This window comes from Amycolatopsis sp. NPDC049252, from assembly GCF_043197175.1.
In the GTDB taxonomy this organism is placed as follows: Bacteria; Actinomycetota; Actinomycetes; order Mycobacteriales; family Pseudonocardiaceae; genus Amycolatopsis.
Genome location: NZ_JBICSQ010000079.1, coordinates 23,642 through 38,026, shown reverse-complemented (window position 1 = coordinate 38,026; position 14,385 = coordinate 23,642). Strand labels below are relative to the sequence as shown.

Sequence of the window (14,385 nt, the reverse complement as noted above, 5' to 3'; positions counted from 1 at the left end):
CGGGCAGGGCCACAGCGAGCGGCTGCGCACGGTCCTCGCGGAGCTGCGCCGGATCAAGGACGACTGGGAGGTGGGCCAGCTGCGGGCCGCCGTCGACGCCACCGCCCGCGGGTTCGCCGACGTGCTCGCCGCGCTCCCGGAGGCGGTGCGCGGCGGCGGGGAACGCTGGCTGCAGGGCACGTTCGACCGGCGCGCCCGCACGGAGGGCACCGGCCCCGGCTACACGTCGATCGTCGCGGCCGGGCGGAACGCGCCGGTGCTGCACTGGACGCGCTGCGACGGGCCCGTGGCCGAGGACAGCGTCGTGCTGCTGGACGCGGGTGTCGAGCTGGATTCGCTGTACACGGCCGACATCACCCGCACCTTCCCGGTGTCCGGGGAGTTCACGACGGCCCAGCGCGACGTCTACGGCCTGGTGCACGCGGCCCACCTCGCCGCGCTCGCCGAGGTCCGCGCGGGCCACGACTTCGGTGCGTTCCAGGCGAGGGCGCTGGAGGTGCTGGCGAGGGGGCTGCACGACTGGGGCGTGCTCCCGGTGTCGGTGGACGAGGCGCTGGCGGCGGACGGGCAGCACCACCGCCGGTACATCGTCTGCGGCACCGGCCACTTCCTCGGGCTGGACGTCCACGACTGCGCCGCCTCGAGCCCGGCCGCCTACCGGCTGGGGCAGCTGGCCGAGGGGATGGCGCTGGCCGTCGAGCCGGGCCTGTACTTCCACGCGGGAGACCTCACCGTCCCGCCGGAACTGCGTGGCCTGGGCGTCCGCATTGAGGACAACGTCGTGGTCACCGCGGCCGGGTACGACCTGCTGTCCTCTTCGTTCCCTTCGACCGCCGAGGAGGTCGAGGCCTGGGTCCGCGTGGCATGATGGCCATCGATCGGTAAAGCGAACGTTGTGCTTCACCGATCGTACGGTTTGTCGAACGAAGGGACGCTGCGGTGGAGGACGGCTCGCCGTCAATCCGGGACATGCTGGCGGTCAACCTGCGGGCCGCGCGGACGGCCCGGGGGCTCTCGCTGTCCGAGCTGGCCCGCCGGTCGGGGATCGGGAAGGCCACGCTCTCCCAGCTGGAGTCGGGTGGTGGCAACCCGACGATCGAGACCGTGTTCAGCCTGTCGCGGGTGCTCGAGGTGGCCATCTCGGACCTGCTCGACCACCGCGCGGGCGGTGCGCTCACGGTGGTGCGCGGGGCGGACGTCGAGGTGCTCCGCGGGGAGGGCGTCGACCTGCGCCCGCTGCGCCGGATCGACGCCGGCGACGGCGTCTTCGAGGTCTACGACCAGGTCGTGCGCGGGGACGCGCCGCAGCGGTCGCAGGGGCACGTCGGGATCGAGCACACCGTCGTGCAGACCGGCAGCCTGCGGGTGGAGGTGGCCGGCCGCACCGTCGACGTCGGCCCCGGCGACTACGTCGCGTTCGACGCCCGCGAGCCGCACTGTTACACCGCGCTGGAGGCACCGGTGCACTCGGTGCTGCTGCTGCAGTACCGCGCGGACGAGCGGCTCGACGGCCGGCCGCACCCGGTGCTGCCGACCGGGCGTTGACACGGCCGGTCGGAGAATCTAGCGTTCGGTTTGACGAACGCGGAGGGTCGATGAACGGAACGCGGGTGGTGGTGCTCGGGGCCGGTGTCGTCGGCGCCGCGTGCGCCCGTGAGCTGAGCCTCGCCGGGTTCGACGTGGTGGTCGTGGACCGTGGCCGTCCCGCCGGGGGAACCACGTCGCACGGCGAAGGCAATCTGCTCGTCTCCGACAAGGCGCCGGGCGCGGAACTGGCGCTCGCCCAGCTGTCGAACCGGCTGTGGCCGCGGGTGATCGCCGAAATCGCCGCCGAGGACCCGCGGGCCGCGGCCGCGGCGGAGTTCGACGCCAAGGGCGGCATCGTCGTCGCCACCACGTCGGCCGGGGCCGCCGCGCTCACGGCGTTCGCCGAGGCCCAGGCCGCGGCCGGCGTCGTCACGAAGTCGTTGACCGCTCACGAAGTGGCGTCTCTCGAGCCCGCGCTGACCCGTTCGGTGGTCGCGGCCGTCCACTACCCCGAGGACGCGCAGGTCCAGCCCGCGGGCGCGGCGCTGGCGTTGCTGGGCTCGGCCCTCGCCCACGGCGCGCGGCTGCGGGCGGACACCGAGGTGATCGGCGCGGTCGTGGCCGGCGGGCGGATCACCGGCGTCCGCGTGCCGGGCGCGGTGCTCGACGCCGACGTCGTGGTGAACGCGGCGGGACCGTGGGCGGGGATCGTGTCCGAGCGGCTCGGTGCCCCGATCGCGGTCCGGCCGCGCCGGGGGGAGGTGCTGGTGACCACGCCGATGCCGGGGGTGGTGCGGCACAAGGTGTACGACGCGGACTACGTCGGCGCGGTCGGGGCCGACAGCGGTGCGCTGCAGACGTCGGCCGTCGTGGAGTCGACGCGGGGCGGCACGGTGCTGATCGGCTCGTCCCGGCGGCAGGCAGGGTTCGACGACACGCTGCGGCCGGACGTGCTGAGCGCGATCGCGGACAAGGCGCTGCGCCTGTTCCCGGCCCTGGCGGACGCGGCGGTGATGCGGGCGTACGGCGGGTTCCGCCCGTACGTCGACGACCACCTCCCGGTCGTCGGCCCCGATCCGCGGCTGCCGAACCTGTGGCACGCGACCGGCCACGAGGGCGCGGGCATCGGCCTGAGCGTGGGGACGGCGTTGGTGTTGCGGGAAATGCTGACCGGAGCTGCTGTGTCGTGTCCGGTGGAAGAGTTCACTGTGGACCGTCCGGCGGTGCTGGCATGATCCACATCACGGTGGACGGCGAGCCGGTGGCGGGCATCGCGGGCCAGACGGTGGCGGGAATCCTGCTGGCCGCGGGACGCTCGGCGTGGCGCACCACCCGATCGGGCGCACCCCGCGGCGTGTTCTGCGGCATCGGCGTGTGTTTCGACTGCGTGGTGACGGTGAACGGAGTCCCGGACGTCCGAGCCTGCCGCCGCCGCGCGGCGGACGGGGACGAGATCCGCACCCAGACCCGCGAGGAGGACGCATGACTCGGCACGTGGTCGTCATCGGCGCCGGTCCGGCGGGTCTGGCCGCGGCCGAGCAGGCGTTGCGCGCGGGTGCGGAGGTCACGGTCCTCGACCAGGCCGACGTGCCTGGTGGGCAGTACTACCGGACGCTCCCGGAGGCGTACGAGGACCGGACCCCGGCAGCCTTCACCCAACGACGGCGGGTATTGGAGCACCCGCGCTGCCGGTGGTGGCCGAACAGCACGGTCTGGGCGCTGGAGCACCCGGAAGCCGATCGGATCGACGCGGGTCGCGCCGGTGTCGGTGGGCTCGGCGCGGACCACTTCGAAGCTGACAGTCCCGGCACAAATCACCTCAGCGCCGATCGGCCGCCGCGGGTTCATGTGCTTCGCGGACCCGCCGATGGCTCCGCCCGGGAGCGGCTCGTCCTCAGTCCCGATGCGTTGGTCATCGCCACCGGTGCGCACGATCGGACCTTGCCCTTTCCCGGGTGGCAGCTCCCCGGCGTCTTCACCGCCGGGGCGGCCCAAGCCCTCGCCAAAGGGGAGGGGGTCGCGGTCGGGCGGCGGGTGCTTGTTGCCGGGAGCGGGCCGTTTCTGCTGCCCGTTGCCGAGTCGCTGCTCAGGGTCGGTGCCGAAGTTGTTGCTGTGCTTGAGTCGAACACCGCGAGGACCGTCCGAAAAGGATGGTCGCGGCGACCCTGGCGGCTGGTTCGCCACGCCGGCAAGGCCGGGGAACTGATCAGGTATGCGGCAACCCTCGCTCGGCATCGTGTGAGTTACCGCATGGGCCGCGCCGTCGTCGAAGCCAAAGGCGACGATCGTGTCCGGGAAGTGGTCACCGCGAGGGTGAACCCCGACTGGTCGGTCGTCAAGGGCACCGAACGGACCTACCGAGTCGACGCCGTCTGCGTCGGGCACGGGTTTGTCCCGCAGCTCGAACTCGCCGTCGCTGCGGGATGCGACCTCGACGGGGGCTTTGTGCGTGTCGACCGCGATCAGCGCACCACCGTCCGAGGGGTCTTCGCCGCCGGGGAGGTCACCGGGATCGGTGGGGCTGTCGCCGCTGCGGCGGAGGGGGCTGTTGCGGGCCGGGTGGCTGCCGGGGGTGCCGCGGATCGGAAGCTGCGAGTTGCCAGGGACCACACCGGGGAGTTCGCCCGGAGGCTGGCGGCAGCTCATCCGATCGGTGCCGCCTGGGTCGGGTGGCTGCGGCCGGGCACGATCGTCTGCCGTTGTGAGGAAACCACCGTCGCCGAACTGCGGGAGGCCGCCGGTGATCCGGTCCAAGCCGGGCCGCACGCTCTGAAGCTCCGCACCCGCGCCGGGCTCGGGCCCTGTCAGGGCCGGATGTGCGGCCCGGCCGTCGCCGAACTCTGCGGGGGTACCGCATCGCACCACCGTCCGATCGCCCAGCCGATCCGGCTCGGCGAACTCGCCGAACTCGAGGAGTCCCATGAGCACCCGTGACCTCGGTGGCGTCATCGTCGCCACCGCGCTGCCCTACCGGGCCGACGACGCGGCGCCCGCCGGGCTCGCCGTCGACTACGACGCCTACGCCGAGCACTGCCGGTGGCTGGTGGCCAACGGCTGCCGCGGCGTCGGGCCCAACGGCTCCCTCGGCGAGTACTCCTCGCTCACCGACGACGAACGCCGCCGCGTCGCCCGCACCGCGATCGAGGCCGTCGGGGACGACGGCATCGTGGTCGTCGGCGTCCACGGGCCCGGCGCGCACCAGGCCAGGCAGTGGGCCGAAGCCGCCGCCGAGGACGGAGCCGACGGCCTGCTCTGCCTGCCGCCGACGCTCTACCGCGCCAACCGCGGCGAAGTCCTCGCGCACTTCGAGGCCGTCGCCTCGGTCGGACTGCCCGTCATGGTCTACAACAACCCCTTCGACACCAAGGTCGACCTCACACCTGACCTGCTCGCCGAGATCGCGCAGCTCGACAACGTCGTGGCGGTCAAGGAGTTCTCCGGTGACGTCCGGCGCGTGCTGGAGATCCGCGAGCGCGCCCCGGAGCTGGCGGTGGTCGGCGGCGCCGACGACGTCGTGCTGGAGAGCCTGCTGATGGGCGCCACCGGCTGGTTCGCCGGCTTCCCGAACGTCTTCCCCGCCGAGTCGGCGCGCCTGTTCGACCTGGCCACCTCCGGCAAGCTCACCGAGGCGAAAACGCTTTACGAGCCGCTGGTCGCCGCGTTCCGCTGGGACTCGCGCACCGAGTTCGTCCAGGCCATCAAGCTGGGCATGGACCTCGTCGGCCGGTACGGCGGCCCGTGCCGCCCGCCGCGCGGCCCGCTCACCGACGATAACCGCGCGCAGGTCACCGAAGACATGAACCGCGCGCTGAGCGCGCTGGGGGTGGCGTAGTGCGGTCCTCGCGCGCGATCACCGCCGTCGACTCGCACACCGAGGGCATGCCCACGCGGGTGGTGACCGGCGGGGTCGCCGTCATCCCCGGTGACACGATGGCCGAGCGCCGCCGGTACTTCCTGGAGCACCTCGACGACCTGCGGCTGTTCCTGATGAACGAGCCCCGCGGCCACTCCGCGATGAGCGGCGCGATCCTGCAGCCGCCGTGCCACCCGGACGCCGACTGGGGCGTGGTCTACATCGAGGTGTCCGGCTGCCTGCCGATGTGCGGCCACGGCACGATCGGCGTCGCCACGGTGCTGATGGAGACCGGCATGGTCGAGGTCACCGAGCCGACGACCGTCGTCCGCCTCGACACGCCCGCCGGGCTGGTGCACGCCGAGGTCACCGTGCGCGACGGCCGGGCCGAGCGGGTCAAGCTCCGCAACGTGCCGTCGTTCCTGGCCGAGCGGGACGCCGTGGTGGAGGTGCCCGGGCTGGGGGAGGTGCGCTACGACCTGGCCTACGGCGGGAACTTCTACGCCATCCTCGAACTGTCCACACTGGACATCCCGTTCGAACGGGCGGAGAAGGAAAGGATCCTGAACGCCGGACTGTCCATCATGGACGCGATCAACGAGCAGCGGCCGCCGAAGCACCCGGCCGACCCGCTGATCGGCGGCTGCAAGCACGTCCAGTTCCTCGCCCCGGGCTCGGACGCCCGCGCGTCGCGCAACGCCATGGCCATCCACCCGGGCTGGTTCGACCGCTCGCCCTGCGGCACCGGCACGTCGGCGCGGATGGCCCAGCTGCACGCCCGCGGCGAGCTGCCGCTGCACACGCCGTTCGAGAACAGCTCGTTCATCGGCACGACGTTCACCGGTGAGCTGGTCGCCGAGACCACGGTCGGCGGCGTGCCGGCGGTGGTCCCGGAGTTCTCGGGCCGCGCGTGGATCACCGGCACGGCCACCTACCTGCTCGACCCGTCCGACCCGTTCCCGACGGGGTTCGTTCTCTGAGCCGTGCGCTACAAGTGTTATAGTCGACGCTATAACGTCTGTAGTGGAGGTGGGAACGTGCGGAACTGGTTCATCACCGGCGGCACGCCGGGCGGGTTCGGGATGGCGTACGCCGAGGCCGCGCTCGAGGCGGGCGACCGGGTCGTCCTGACGGCCCGGCGTCCCGAGGAGCTGAAGGAGTGGGTGGCCGAGCACGGCGAGCGCGCTCACGCGGTGCGGCTGGACGTCACCGCGCCGGACGAGGTGCGGCGGGCCGTCGCCGAGGCGCGGGCGCACTTCGGCGAGATCGACGTGCTGGTCAACAACGCCGGGCGCGGCTGGTACGGCTCGGTCGAAGGCACGGCCGACGACGTCGTGCGCGGCTCGTTCGAGCTGAACTTCTTCTCCGTGGTCACGGTGCTGCGCGAGGTGCTGCCGGCCATGCGCGCCCGCGGCCGCGGCTGGGTCGTCACGATGTCGTCGGCCGCCGGGATGGACGCCGTCCCGGGCTTCGGTTTCTACAGCGCGGCGAAGTTCGCGGTCGAAGGGCTGTCCGACGCGCTGCGCCAGGAGGTCGAGCCGTTCGGGGTCAAGGTCCTGCTGGTCGAGCCCGGCGCGTTCCGGACGCACGCCTACGCCGGCTTCTCCGGGGAGCCGGTCCGCGAGACCGTCGACGCCTACGAGCCGCTGCTCGACGCCGTCCGCGACGCCTTCGTCGAGCAGGACGGGCGTCAGCCGGGGAACCCCGAACGCGGTGTGCGGGCGGTGCTGGCCGCCATGGAACGGCCGGACCCGCCGCACCGGCTCGTGCTCGGCGGGCCGGCCTTCGACAAGGTCACGTCCAAGCTCCAGCAGACCCTCGACGCCGTCCGCGCGGACGAAGCCGTGTCCCGTGGCGTCGACTTCCCCGACGCGGCCTAGAAAGGAAACTCCCGTGCTCGAAGACCTCCCGGACGCCGTCCGCGCCTACCTCGCGCTGACCATCGCCGGTGACCGGACCGCCGCGATCGTCGCCTTCGCCGCCGGCGCGCACGTCACCGACGACGGTGCGAGCCACGACGGTGTGACCGCCGTTCGCGCCTGGCTCGACCGCCCCGCCGGCGACTACACCTTCACCACGACCCCGCTGTCGGCGAAGTCCACATCGGACACCGAGGCGCTCGTCACCTGCCGCGTCGAAGGGAACTTCCCCGGCGGGCTCGTCGACCTGGACCACCGGTTCACCCTCGACGAGACCCGCCGCGTCGCGCGGCTGGTGATCGAACCTCACCGGTAGGCGACCGTCACCGGGGTGTGGACGTTCCGCGGGGGCAGCGTCACGGTCAGGGTGCGGGTCGCGGCGTCCCAGTGGTACGCGCTGGGCGCCAGCCGATCACCGCCGACGGTGACCGCCTTCGGCGCGGTCGCCCCGAGGAACGCGACGGTCCACCGCCGGTCCCGTACCTGACCGCGGAACGACCCGTCGGCCGGGTCGATCCGCACGGTGTGGTTGCCCGCGGTGTAGCGGACCTCGGTGGTCGCGCTCCGGCCGCTGCTGCCGTTGTCGTCGTAGAGGGTGAAGGTGCTCGAAGCGCCCTCGGCGACGGTGAGCGTCAGCGCGTCGAGCGGGTTGCGGACGTCGTCGGTGACGTTCTTCGCCCGGCTCGGCACCATGCCGCCGGCCTTGACGAACACCGGCATCGTGCTCAGGTCGGTGGTGATCGCCTGGGTCGTGCCGCCGGCGTAGGTCTTGCCGGTGAAGTAGTCCGTCCACGTACCGGGCGGGAACCAGACGTTCGTGGTGGCGGTGGTGCCCGGCGTGGTGACCGGGGCGACCAGCATGTCCGGCCCGTACAGGTATTCACTGCCGGCCAGCCGGTACGCGTTCGCCTCTTCGGGATAGTCGAGGTAGAGCGGCCGCGTCACCGGGACGCCGGTCGTGGCCGCCTGCTGCGCGAGGGTGTAGGTGTACGGGACGAGGTTCTCGCGCAGGTTGAGGAACTTCGTCGCCGACGCCTTCGCCTCGGGCCCGTACTGCCACGGCAGCCGGTCGCTGTGGTTGCTGTGCAGGCGGTCGATCGGCTGGAACGTGCCGAGCTGCACCCAGCGCGCGTAGAGGTCGTCCGGCAGCTTGACGGTGTGCCGGCCGGACGGGTCCGTCTCGGAACCCGGCAGGCCGGTGGTGTCGTTGTGCCCGCCGATGTCGTGGCTGACCGCGGACATCCCGGTGGCCGCGGCCTCACCCGGCGTGTAGCCGACCTCCATGCGCAGCGTTCCCCAGGTGGAGGACGTGTCGCCGGTGAAGTGGATCGTCGAGCGCTTGTCGGCCCACGGCCCGGTCGGCACGCCGGCCGGGTTGCTGTAGCCGCCGGACTGCAGGGACCCGTAGGCGCGGGAGATGACGAACCCGCGTCCGAGCGTCGCGGCCGAGTCGTCGGCGTACTGCTGGTTGATCCACGCGTCCGGCGTCACACCGTCCAAAGAGGACTGCGAGCCGTCGCAGCACCAGTCCAGCCACCAGAAGTCGACACCCTGCTGGTCCATCGTCCGGTGCAGGTCGAGGTAGGCCTTCAGCTGGTCCGGGTCACCCCAGTCGAAGGTGTAGCAGTCGCCGCCACCCCCGCCGGAGCCGCAGTTGGCCGACTTCGTCAGCTTGCCCTTGGCCGTCGCCTGCGCCTGCGCGAACTGCGGGTCGGTGCTGCGGATGCTCGGGTGCGTGTTGAGCGTGTTGTGCAGCCCCTGGGATGCCGACCAGTCGAAGAACGCCTTGGGGTCGGGGAACTTCGCGGGATCGATCTCCCAGCCGTTCCAGGTGTCGGGCGCCTTGAAGTCGGTGTCGGTGACCAGGACGTCCAGCGGGACGCCCTCCGCGCGGAACCGGGGCACGATGGTGTTCTCGTAGTCGGCCGCGGTGCGGTCGAAGTACTCCGAGTACCAGATGCCGTAGGCCCAGCGGGGGAGCAGCTGCGGCGGCCCGGTGAGGGTGGCCAGATCGCCCAGGGCCCGCTTGTAGTCGTGGCCGTACCCGAAGACGTAACCGTCGCGGTAGGCCTTGCCGCCGTGGTCGCCGCGCGGGGTGACCTTCTTCGTGTTCGGGTTGTAGCCGGCTGACCGCGAGTCGTCGAGCAGGTACCAGCCGTCCTGGTACAGCAGGCCGGGAACGGTCTTCGGGTCGCCGTTGTCGCCGTTCACGCCGTCGAGACCGCGGCGGTAGCCACCGAGCGCGAGGTGCGGGGCCGGGGCGGGTGCGCCGGCGGGCGTCACCGCGAGGGTGTCCAGGTTGACGTGGCAGCTGGCCACGTCGGGGCAGCCGAGGGTGACGTCGTTCGTGCCGGCCTTGAGCGCGACCGGGACCGACGCGGTGCTCCACGTGTCCCAGTCGTTCGTCGCGGGCAGGGAAAGCACCTGGGTGGCGCCCCCGGCCGACACGGTCGCCGTGCGCGTCTGGTGCAGGCCGTCGCCACCGGTGCCGTTGGCGTAGCGCACCTGGAGCGCGTAGGTGCCGTCGGCGGGCACGGCGACGACGCGCTGGGTCAGGCTCGAGCCCTGGTTCAGCTCGGCGATGAAGCCCGGGCCGGCGTACCCGGCGTGGTCGGACGCGAGCTTCGCCGACCCGGCGGCGCGGGCGGACTCGGCCTCGCAGTCGACCCCGAACCGGCAGTCGAGCATCGCCTTCGCCGACGGCGGCGGGTAACTCGCGTCCGGGCTGAGCAGGGCGACGCTGTCGACGTTGACGTTGCCCGAATCCGCGGCGGTGCGGGTCAAGGTGACCGTGTGCCGTCCCGCGGCCAGCTGCAGCGGGACCGACGCCACGCTCCACGTGTCCCAGTTCGCGGTCACCGGCAGCGACACGGTCGTGCTCGCCCCGCCGTCGACCGACAGGGACAGGGTGCGCGTGACGTGCTGGCCGTCGCCCGCGACGGCGTTGGCGTACCGCGCGTCGAAGCGGTACTGGCCCGCCGTGGTGACGTCGACGTCGGCGGACAGGGAGTTGCCCGTGCCCTCGAACCCGGCCACGAACCCGCCGCCGGTGTAGCCGGTGTGGTCGGAGGCGACGGCCAACCCGTTGTAGGACAGGTCTTCCGCCTCGCACAGCGCCCCGGCCGTGCACGTCAGGTGCTGCCACGGCGTCGACGTCACCGGCGTCGTCCCGGCGCTCTCCTGCACCACGAGGTTCTGGGCGGTGAACGGGCCCGAGCCGACCTGGTACCGCAGGGTGACCGCGCTCGTCTTGATCGTCAGCCAGCCGCCCGAGGTGCTGGAGGTGAACGACGTGGGCGCGAAGCCGTCCCGCCCGATCGCGGTGTAGGTGGGGCTGTCGAGGAACTTGCCGTCGGCGGCGTACTCGGTCCGGATCAGCGTCGGCGAGAGCACCTGGAAGCGGGCGTCACCCGCGGTCACCGTCCGCGGCCGGGACGAGCCCGCCGCCGGAACCGACGCCGCCACGGTCAACGCCGCCACCGTGCTCACGACCGCGACGACCGCGCACGACCTCCGCCACCTGTTCGATGCCAACGGGCTGCTCCGTTCCCCGGACCGCTTACAACGTTGTAAATCTGGCCGTAGTGATCAGAGCACAGGCGTTCGACGGCTGTCCAGAGCCCGGCCGGGATGTGTCCGGCGATCTGGCGCACCGCGGCCGCCGAACGGCTCAGGGGCGCCAGACGTCGACGGCGATCTCCCGCAGCCGCTCGCTGAACGTCCCGCTCGGGCTCGCGTGCCCCAGGAGTTCCCGCAGCTCGGTTTCGAACTCTTCGCGCCGGTCGCCGAACAGGTGTGGCGCCGAGCTGGACAGCGAGAAGACCGCGGCGACGACGTCGTCGACGTCCCGGGTGACGACCGGGCCCGGGACCTCGAGCCGCCGCGGTCCGCGGAAGCCGGCCGCACGGTAGATCTCCGCCTCGCCCGAAGCCGTGCCGCCGGGGAGTACGCCCTGGCCCGCGCGGCGGACCGGGCCGAGGTACCGCCGTACGAGGTCCGTGATCGCGTCGTGCGGCGGTGCGAGGTCTCCGGCGCCCTCGTGCGTCGCGGCGTGGACGTGGGCGCAGGCGCCGCCGGCGGCCAGCATCCCGTGCGCGGCCGCGGCGACGCGCGGGCGGTCCAGCCAGTGGAACGACTGCGCGAAGGTGACCAGCCGGAACCCGCTCAGGCCGGCCGGGAGGTCCTCGGCCCGGCGGTGCAGCCACCGGCAGTTGCCGATCCCGGCCTCGGACGCGAGCCGGGCCGCTTCGGCGAGCATGTCCGGGTCGGCGTCCAGGCCGACGGCTTCTTCGAAACAGCCGGCCAGCAGCAAGGTCAGCGACCCCGGCCCGCAGCCGACGTCGAGCAGGCGGCCCGACCCGTCCAGCTCCAGCTCGGCGGACAGGGCCTCGGCGATGGCCTGCGGATATCCGGCGCGGCCGCGCGCGTAGTAGGCGGCGCTGCCGGAGTACAGCGAAGGATCCCAGCTCCACGTGGTCACGGTGCCGACCCTAGAACGGCCGGATCACCCCCGGAAAGCGCGTTTCCCCGCCGGGAGTTTGGGTATCAAGATCCCGTCCTTGATCACCACCCTGCGAACGCCGGGCCACCGGCGCGGAAGGCCCGCCGAACCCGTGTCCCCTCAGCCACCGATCCCCGTCCCGGCCGGACGGCCCCTCGCGGCCCGCCGGACGGAGTACCGCCCGGGCCTGCTGGTCCTGACCTTCGCCGGGGAGATCGACACCCTGACCGTCCCGATCCTGGAGCGCGAACTGCGGGAGACCCCGCCGGGCACGACGCTGGTGGACCTCACCCAGATCGCGTTCGTCGGCCTCGCCGGCGCCCGCGCCCTGGCGGCGGCCGCGGAACGGGCCGGCGTCGAAGGACGGCGCTTCGGGCTGGTCGCGAGCAGCAGGACGCTCGCCCGGCTGTTCCGCATCACCGGGCTGGCCGCGGGCGTCCCGATGTTCGCGTCGCTGTCCGACGCGCTGCGGGAGCTGCTCGCGGCCGGCCTCCAGGACGCCGGATGAGCACACGGGGACGCTAAGATTTCGTAAAACCCGGCGCGCTGCCTCTCGTGCCGGCCCCGGACGTCCGGCGTCCGGCCACAGTGGACCGGTAGGGTCCGCTGGGGCGGGCCTGCCAGGCCGGAGGAGGGGTGCGTGAGCGAGGAGACGACCACGGCGGAGAAGCCGTCGCACGTGCGGGATTCGGTGCGGCTGGGCATCGTGGTCGGGGCGCTCGGCGTGGTGTTCGGGGACATCGGCACGAGCCCGATCTACACCCTGCAGACGGTCTTCAACCCGGCCGACCCGCACCCGGTGCCGGTGAGCACCGGCAACGTGTTCGGCGTGGTGTCGCTGATCTTCTGGTCGGTGACGATCATCGTCACGGTCACCTACGTGCTGCTCGCGATGCGCGCGGACAACGACGGTGAGGGCGGCATCATGGCGCTCATCACCCTGCTGCGCCGCCTCGGCTCGCAGCGCGGCAAGCGCGCGGCCGTCCTGCTGGCCGGGCTGGGCATCTTCGGCGCCGCCCTGTTCTTCGGCGACAGCATGATCACCCCGGCCATCTCCGTGCTGTCCGCGGTGGAGGGCCTCAAGGTCGTCTCGGGTTCGCTCGACGCCTGGATCGTGCCGATCACCGTGGTGATCATCATCGGGCTGTTCCTGGTGCAGCGGCGGGGGACCGCCGCGGTCGGGCGGGTGTTCGGGCCCGTCATGATCGCCTGGTTCGTCGTCGTCGGCGCGTGCGGCGTGGCCGGGATCGCCGAGCACCCGGACATCCTCAAGGCCCTCTCGCCCACCTACGCCATCGGGTTCATGGCCGGGCACTTCGACATCGCGTTCTTCGCGCTGGCGGCCGTCGTCCTCGCCGTGACCGGCGCCGAGGCCCTCTACGCCGACATGGGTCACTTCGGCCGGCGGGCGATCACCCGTGGCTGGCTGTTCCTGGTGTTCCCCGCCTGCGTGCTCAGCTACCTCGGGCAGGGCGCGCTGATCCTCGAGGACCAGGCGAACGTCAGCAGCCCGTTCTTCCTGCTGGTGCCGTCGTGGGGGCGGCTGCCGATGGTGGTGCTGGCCACCGCGGCCACGGTGATCGCCTCCCAGGCGGTGATCACCGGGGCCTACTCGGTCACCGCCCAGGCCGCCCAGCTCGGGTACCTGCCGCGGCTGCGGATCGCGCACACGTCGGAGACCGAGCGCGGGCAGATCTACGTCCCGTGGATCAACTGGCTGCTGCTGGTTTCGGTGCTCACGCTGGTCTTCGCCTTCCGCAGCTCGACGGCGCTCGCGTTCGCCTTCGGCATGGCGGTCACGGGGACGATCACCATCACGACGTTGCTGTTCTTCTACGTCGCCCGGGCCAAGTGGGGGACACCGCGGTGGCTGATCGGCGCCGGCGCGGCCGTGCTGCTGAGCGTCGACCTGCTCTTCGTGGCGGCCAACCTGACCAAGCTGGTGCACGGGGCGTGGCTGCCACTGCTGATCGGCCTGACGGTGTTCACCATCATGACGACGTGGCAGCGGGGCCGCCACATCGTCACCGCCGAACGGGAACGCCACGAAGGCTCGCTGCGGGAGTTCGTCGAGCAGCTGCGCAACCGGGACACCCCGACGCAGCAGGTGCCCGGCACGGCGGTGTTCCTCAACCGGGGCGGGGCGACGGCGCCGCTGGCGCTGCGGGCCAACGCCGAGCACAACCACGTGCGGCACGAGCACGTCGTCATCATGTCGCTGGAGACGGAGCCGGTCCCGCGGGTCGCGGATGGGGAGCGAGTGAGCGTCGAAGGCCTGGGGCACAAGGACGACGGGATCGTCTTCGTCACCGCCCGGTACGGCTACATGGAGACGCCGGACGTGCCCGCGGCCCTGGCCCTGCTGGACCCGGCCGCCACCGAAGGCCGGCTGCAGCTGGACGAGGCGTCCTACTTCCTGTCGAAGATCGAGCTGCAGCGCGGGACGGCACCCACGATGGCGGGCTGGCGCAAACGGCTGTTCATCGCCACCTCCTACATCACGGCGGACGCCGCGGAGTACTTCGGCCTGCCCCGGGACCGGACGGTCATCATGGGTTCCCGCATCGACGTCTAGTCAGGAGCCG

At 72.4% G+C, this 14,385-nt stretch carries 13 protein-coding genes; 11 read left to right on the top strand and 2 right to left on the bottom strand.

Features of this window, described 5'->3' with window-relative positions:
* The 9 genes from ACGFMK_RS40935 to ACGFMK_RS40895 form a co-directional block, all read left to right on the top strand.
* Nucleotides 1-868 (top strand): M24 family metallopeptidase (locus ACGFMK_RS40935; RefSeq protein WP_392774877.1); only part of this gene is annotated, 868 nt, incomplete at its 5' end.
* 71 nt (nt 869-939) lie between these two features.
* Complete coding sequence (locus ACGFMK_RS40930; RefSeq protein ID WP_392774875.1) at nt 940-1,545, top strand: helix-turn-helix domain-containing protein; 606 nt, start codon at nt 940-942, stop codon at nt 1,543-1,545.
* Between the two features lie 50 nt (nt 1,546-1,595).
* Nucleotides 1,596-2,762, top strand: a complete 1,167-nt coding sequence (locus tag ACGFMK_RS40925; RefSeq protein ID WP_392774873.1) for an NAD(P)/FAD-dependent oxidoreductase — start codon at nt 1,596-1,598, stop codon at nt 2,760-2,762.
* Nucleotides 2,759-3,013 carry a (2Fe-2S)-binding protein gene (locus ACGFMK_RS40920; protein WP_392774871.1) on the top strand — a complete coding sequence of 85 codons (255 nt, stop codon included), beginning with the start codon at nt 2,759-2,761 and terminating at the stop codon, nt 3,011-3,013. Before ACGFMK_RS40925 ends, ACGFMK_RS40920 begins: the two co-directional genes overlap by 4 nt.
* Complete coding sequence (locus tag ACGFMK_RS40915) at nt 3,010-4,461, top strand: FAD-dependent oxidoreductase (protein ID WP_392774869.1); 1,452 nt, start codon at nt 3,010-3,012, stop codon at nt 4,459-4,461. The genes ACGFMK_RS40920 and ACGFMK_RS40915 overlap by 4 nt, the downstream gene beginning before the upstream one ends.
* Entirely contained in the window at nt 4,448-5,359 is a 912-nt protein-coding gene (locus tag ACGFMK_RS40910; RefSeq protein WP_392774867.1) for a dihydrodipicolinate synthase family protein, read from the top strand. Before ACGFMK_RS40915 ends, ACGFMK_RS40910 begins: the two co-directional genes overlap by 14 nt.
* Nucleotides 5,359-6,360 (top strand): proline racemase family protein, encoded by a 1,002-nt coding sequence (locus ACGFMK_RS40905; protein ID WP_392774866.1) that lies wholly within the window; start codon nt 5,359-5,361, stop codon nt 6,358-6,360. The genes ACGFMK_RS40910 and ACGFMK_RS40905 overlap by 1 nt, the downstream gene beginning before the upstream one ends.
* A 57-nt stretch (nt 6,361-6,417) precedes the next feature.
* On the top strand, nt 6,418-7,260 hold the full coding sequence (locus ACGFMK_RS40900) for an SDR family NAD(P)-dependent oxidoreductase (RefSeq protein ID WP_392774864.1): 843 nt from the start codon (nt 6,418-6,420) through the stop codon (nt 7,258-7,260).
* A gap of 13 nt (nt 7,261-7,273) precedes the next feature.
* A complete protein-coding gene (locus ACGFMK_RS40895) occupies nt 7,274-7,615 on the top strand; it encodes a nuclear transport factor 2 family protein (protein WP_392774862.1) in 342 nt (113 codons plus the stop codon).
* On the opposite strand, the gene ACGFMK_RS40890 is transcribed toward ACGFMK_RS40895, so the two are convergent.
* Both ACGFMK_RS40890 and ACGFMK_RS40885 read right to left on the bottom strand, forming a co-directional pair.
* Nucleotides 7,606-10,833 (bottom strand): TIM-barrel domain-containing protein, encoded by a 3,228-nt coding sequence (locus ACGFMK_RS40890; protein WP_392774860.1) that lies wholly within the window; start codon nt 10,831-10,833, stop codon nt 7,606-7,608. The two genes, ACGFMK_RS40895 and ACGFMK_RS40890, sit on opposite strands and share 10 nt — an antisense overlap.
* 136 nt (nt 10,834-10,969) lie before the next feature.
* On the bottom strand, nt 10,970-11,779 hold the full coding sequence (locus ACGFMK_RS40885) for a class I SAM-dependent methyltransferase (RefSeq protein WP_392774858.1): 810 nt from the start codon (nt 11,777-11,779) through the stop codon (nt 10,970-10,972).
* A 133-nt stretch (nt 11,780-11,912) separates the two neighbouring features.
* On the opposite strand from ACGFMK_RS40885, the gene ACGFMK_RS40880 reads away from it, so the two are divergent.
* Together ACGFMK_RS40880 and ACGFMK_RS40875 are read left to right on the top strand one after the other, a co-directional pair.
* A complete protein-coding gene (locus tag ACGFMK_RS40880) occupies nt 11,913-12,308 on the top strand; it encodes an STAS domain-containing protein (protein ID WP_392774856.1) in 396 nt (131 codons plus the stop codon).
* A gap of 132 nt (nt 12,309-12,440) precedes the next feature.
* On the top strand, nt 12,441-14,375 hold the full coding sequence (locus ACGFMK_RS40875) for a potassium transporter Kup (RefSeq protein ID WP_392774855.1): 1,935 nt from the start codon (nt 12,441-12,443) through the stop codon (nt 14,373-14,375).
* Nucleotides 14,376-14,385 lie beyond the last annotated feature (10 nt).

Bases quoted from the DNA above. Each gene is read 5' to 3' on its own strand.
- ACGFMK_RS40910 (WP_392774867.1), top strand. From the start codon at position 4,448: ATGAGCACCCGTGACCTCGGTGGCGTCATCGTCGCCACCGCGCTGCCC.
- ACGFMK_RS40925 (WP_392774873.1), top strand. From the start codon at position 1,596: ATGAACGGAACGCGGGTGGTGGTGCTCGGGGCCGGTGTCGTCGGCGCC.
- ACGFMK_RS40920 (WP_392774871.1), top strand. From the start codon at position 2,759: ATGATCCACATCACGGTGGACGGCGAGCCGGTGGCGGGCATCGCGGGC.
- ACGFMK_RS40915 (WP_392774869.1), top strand. From the start codon at position 3,010: ATGACTCGGCACGTGGTCGTCATCGGCGCCGGTCCGGCGGGTCTGGCC.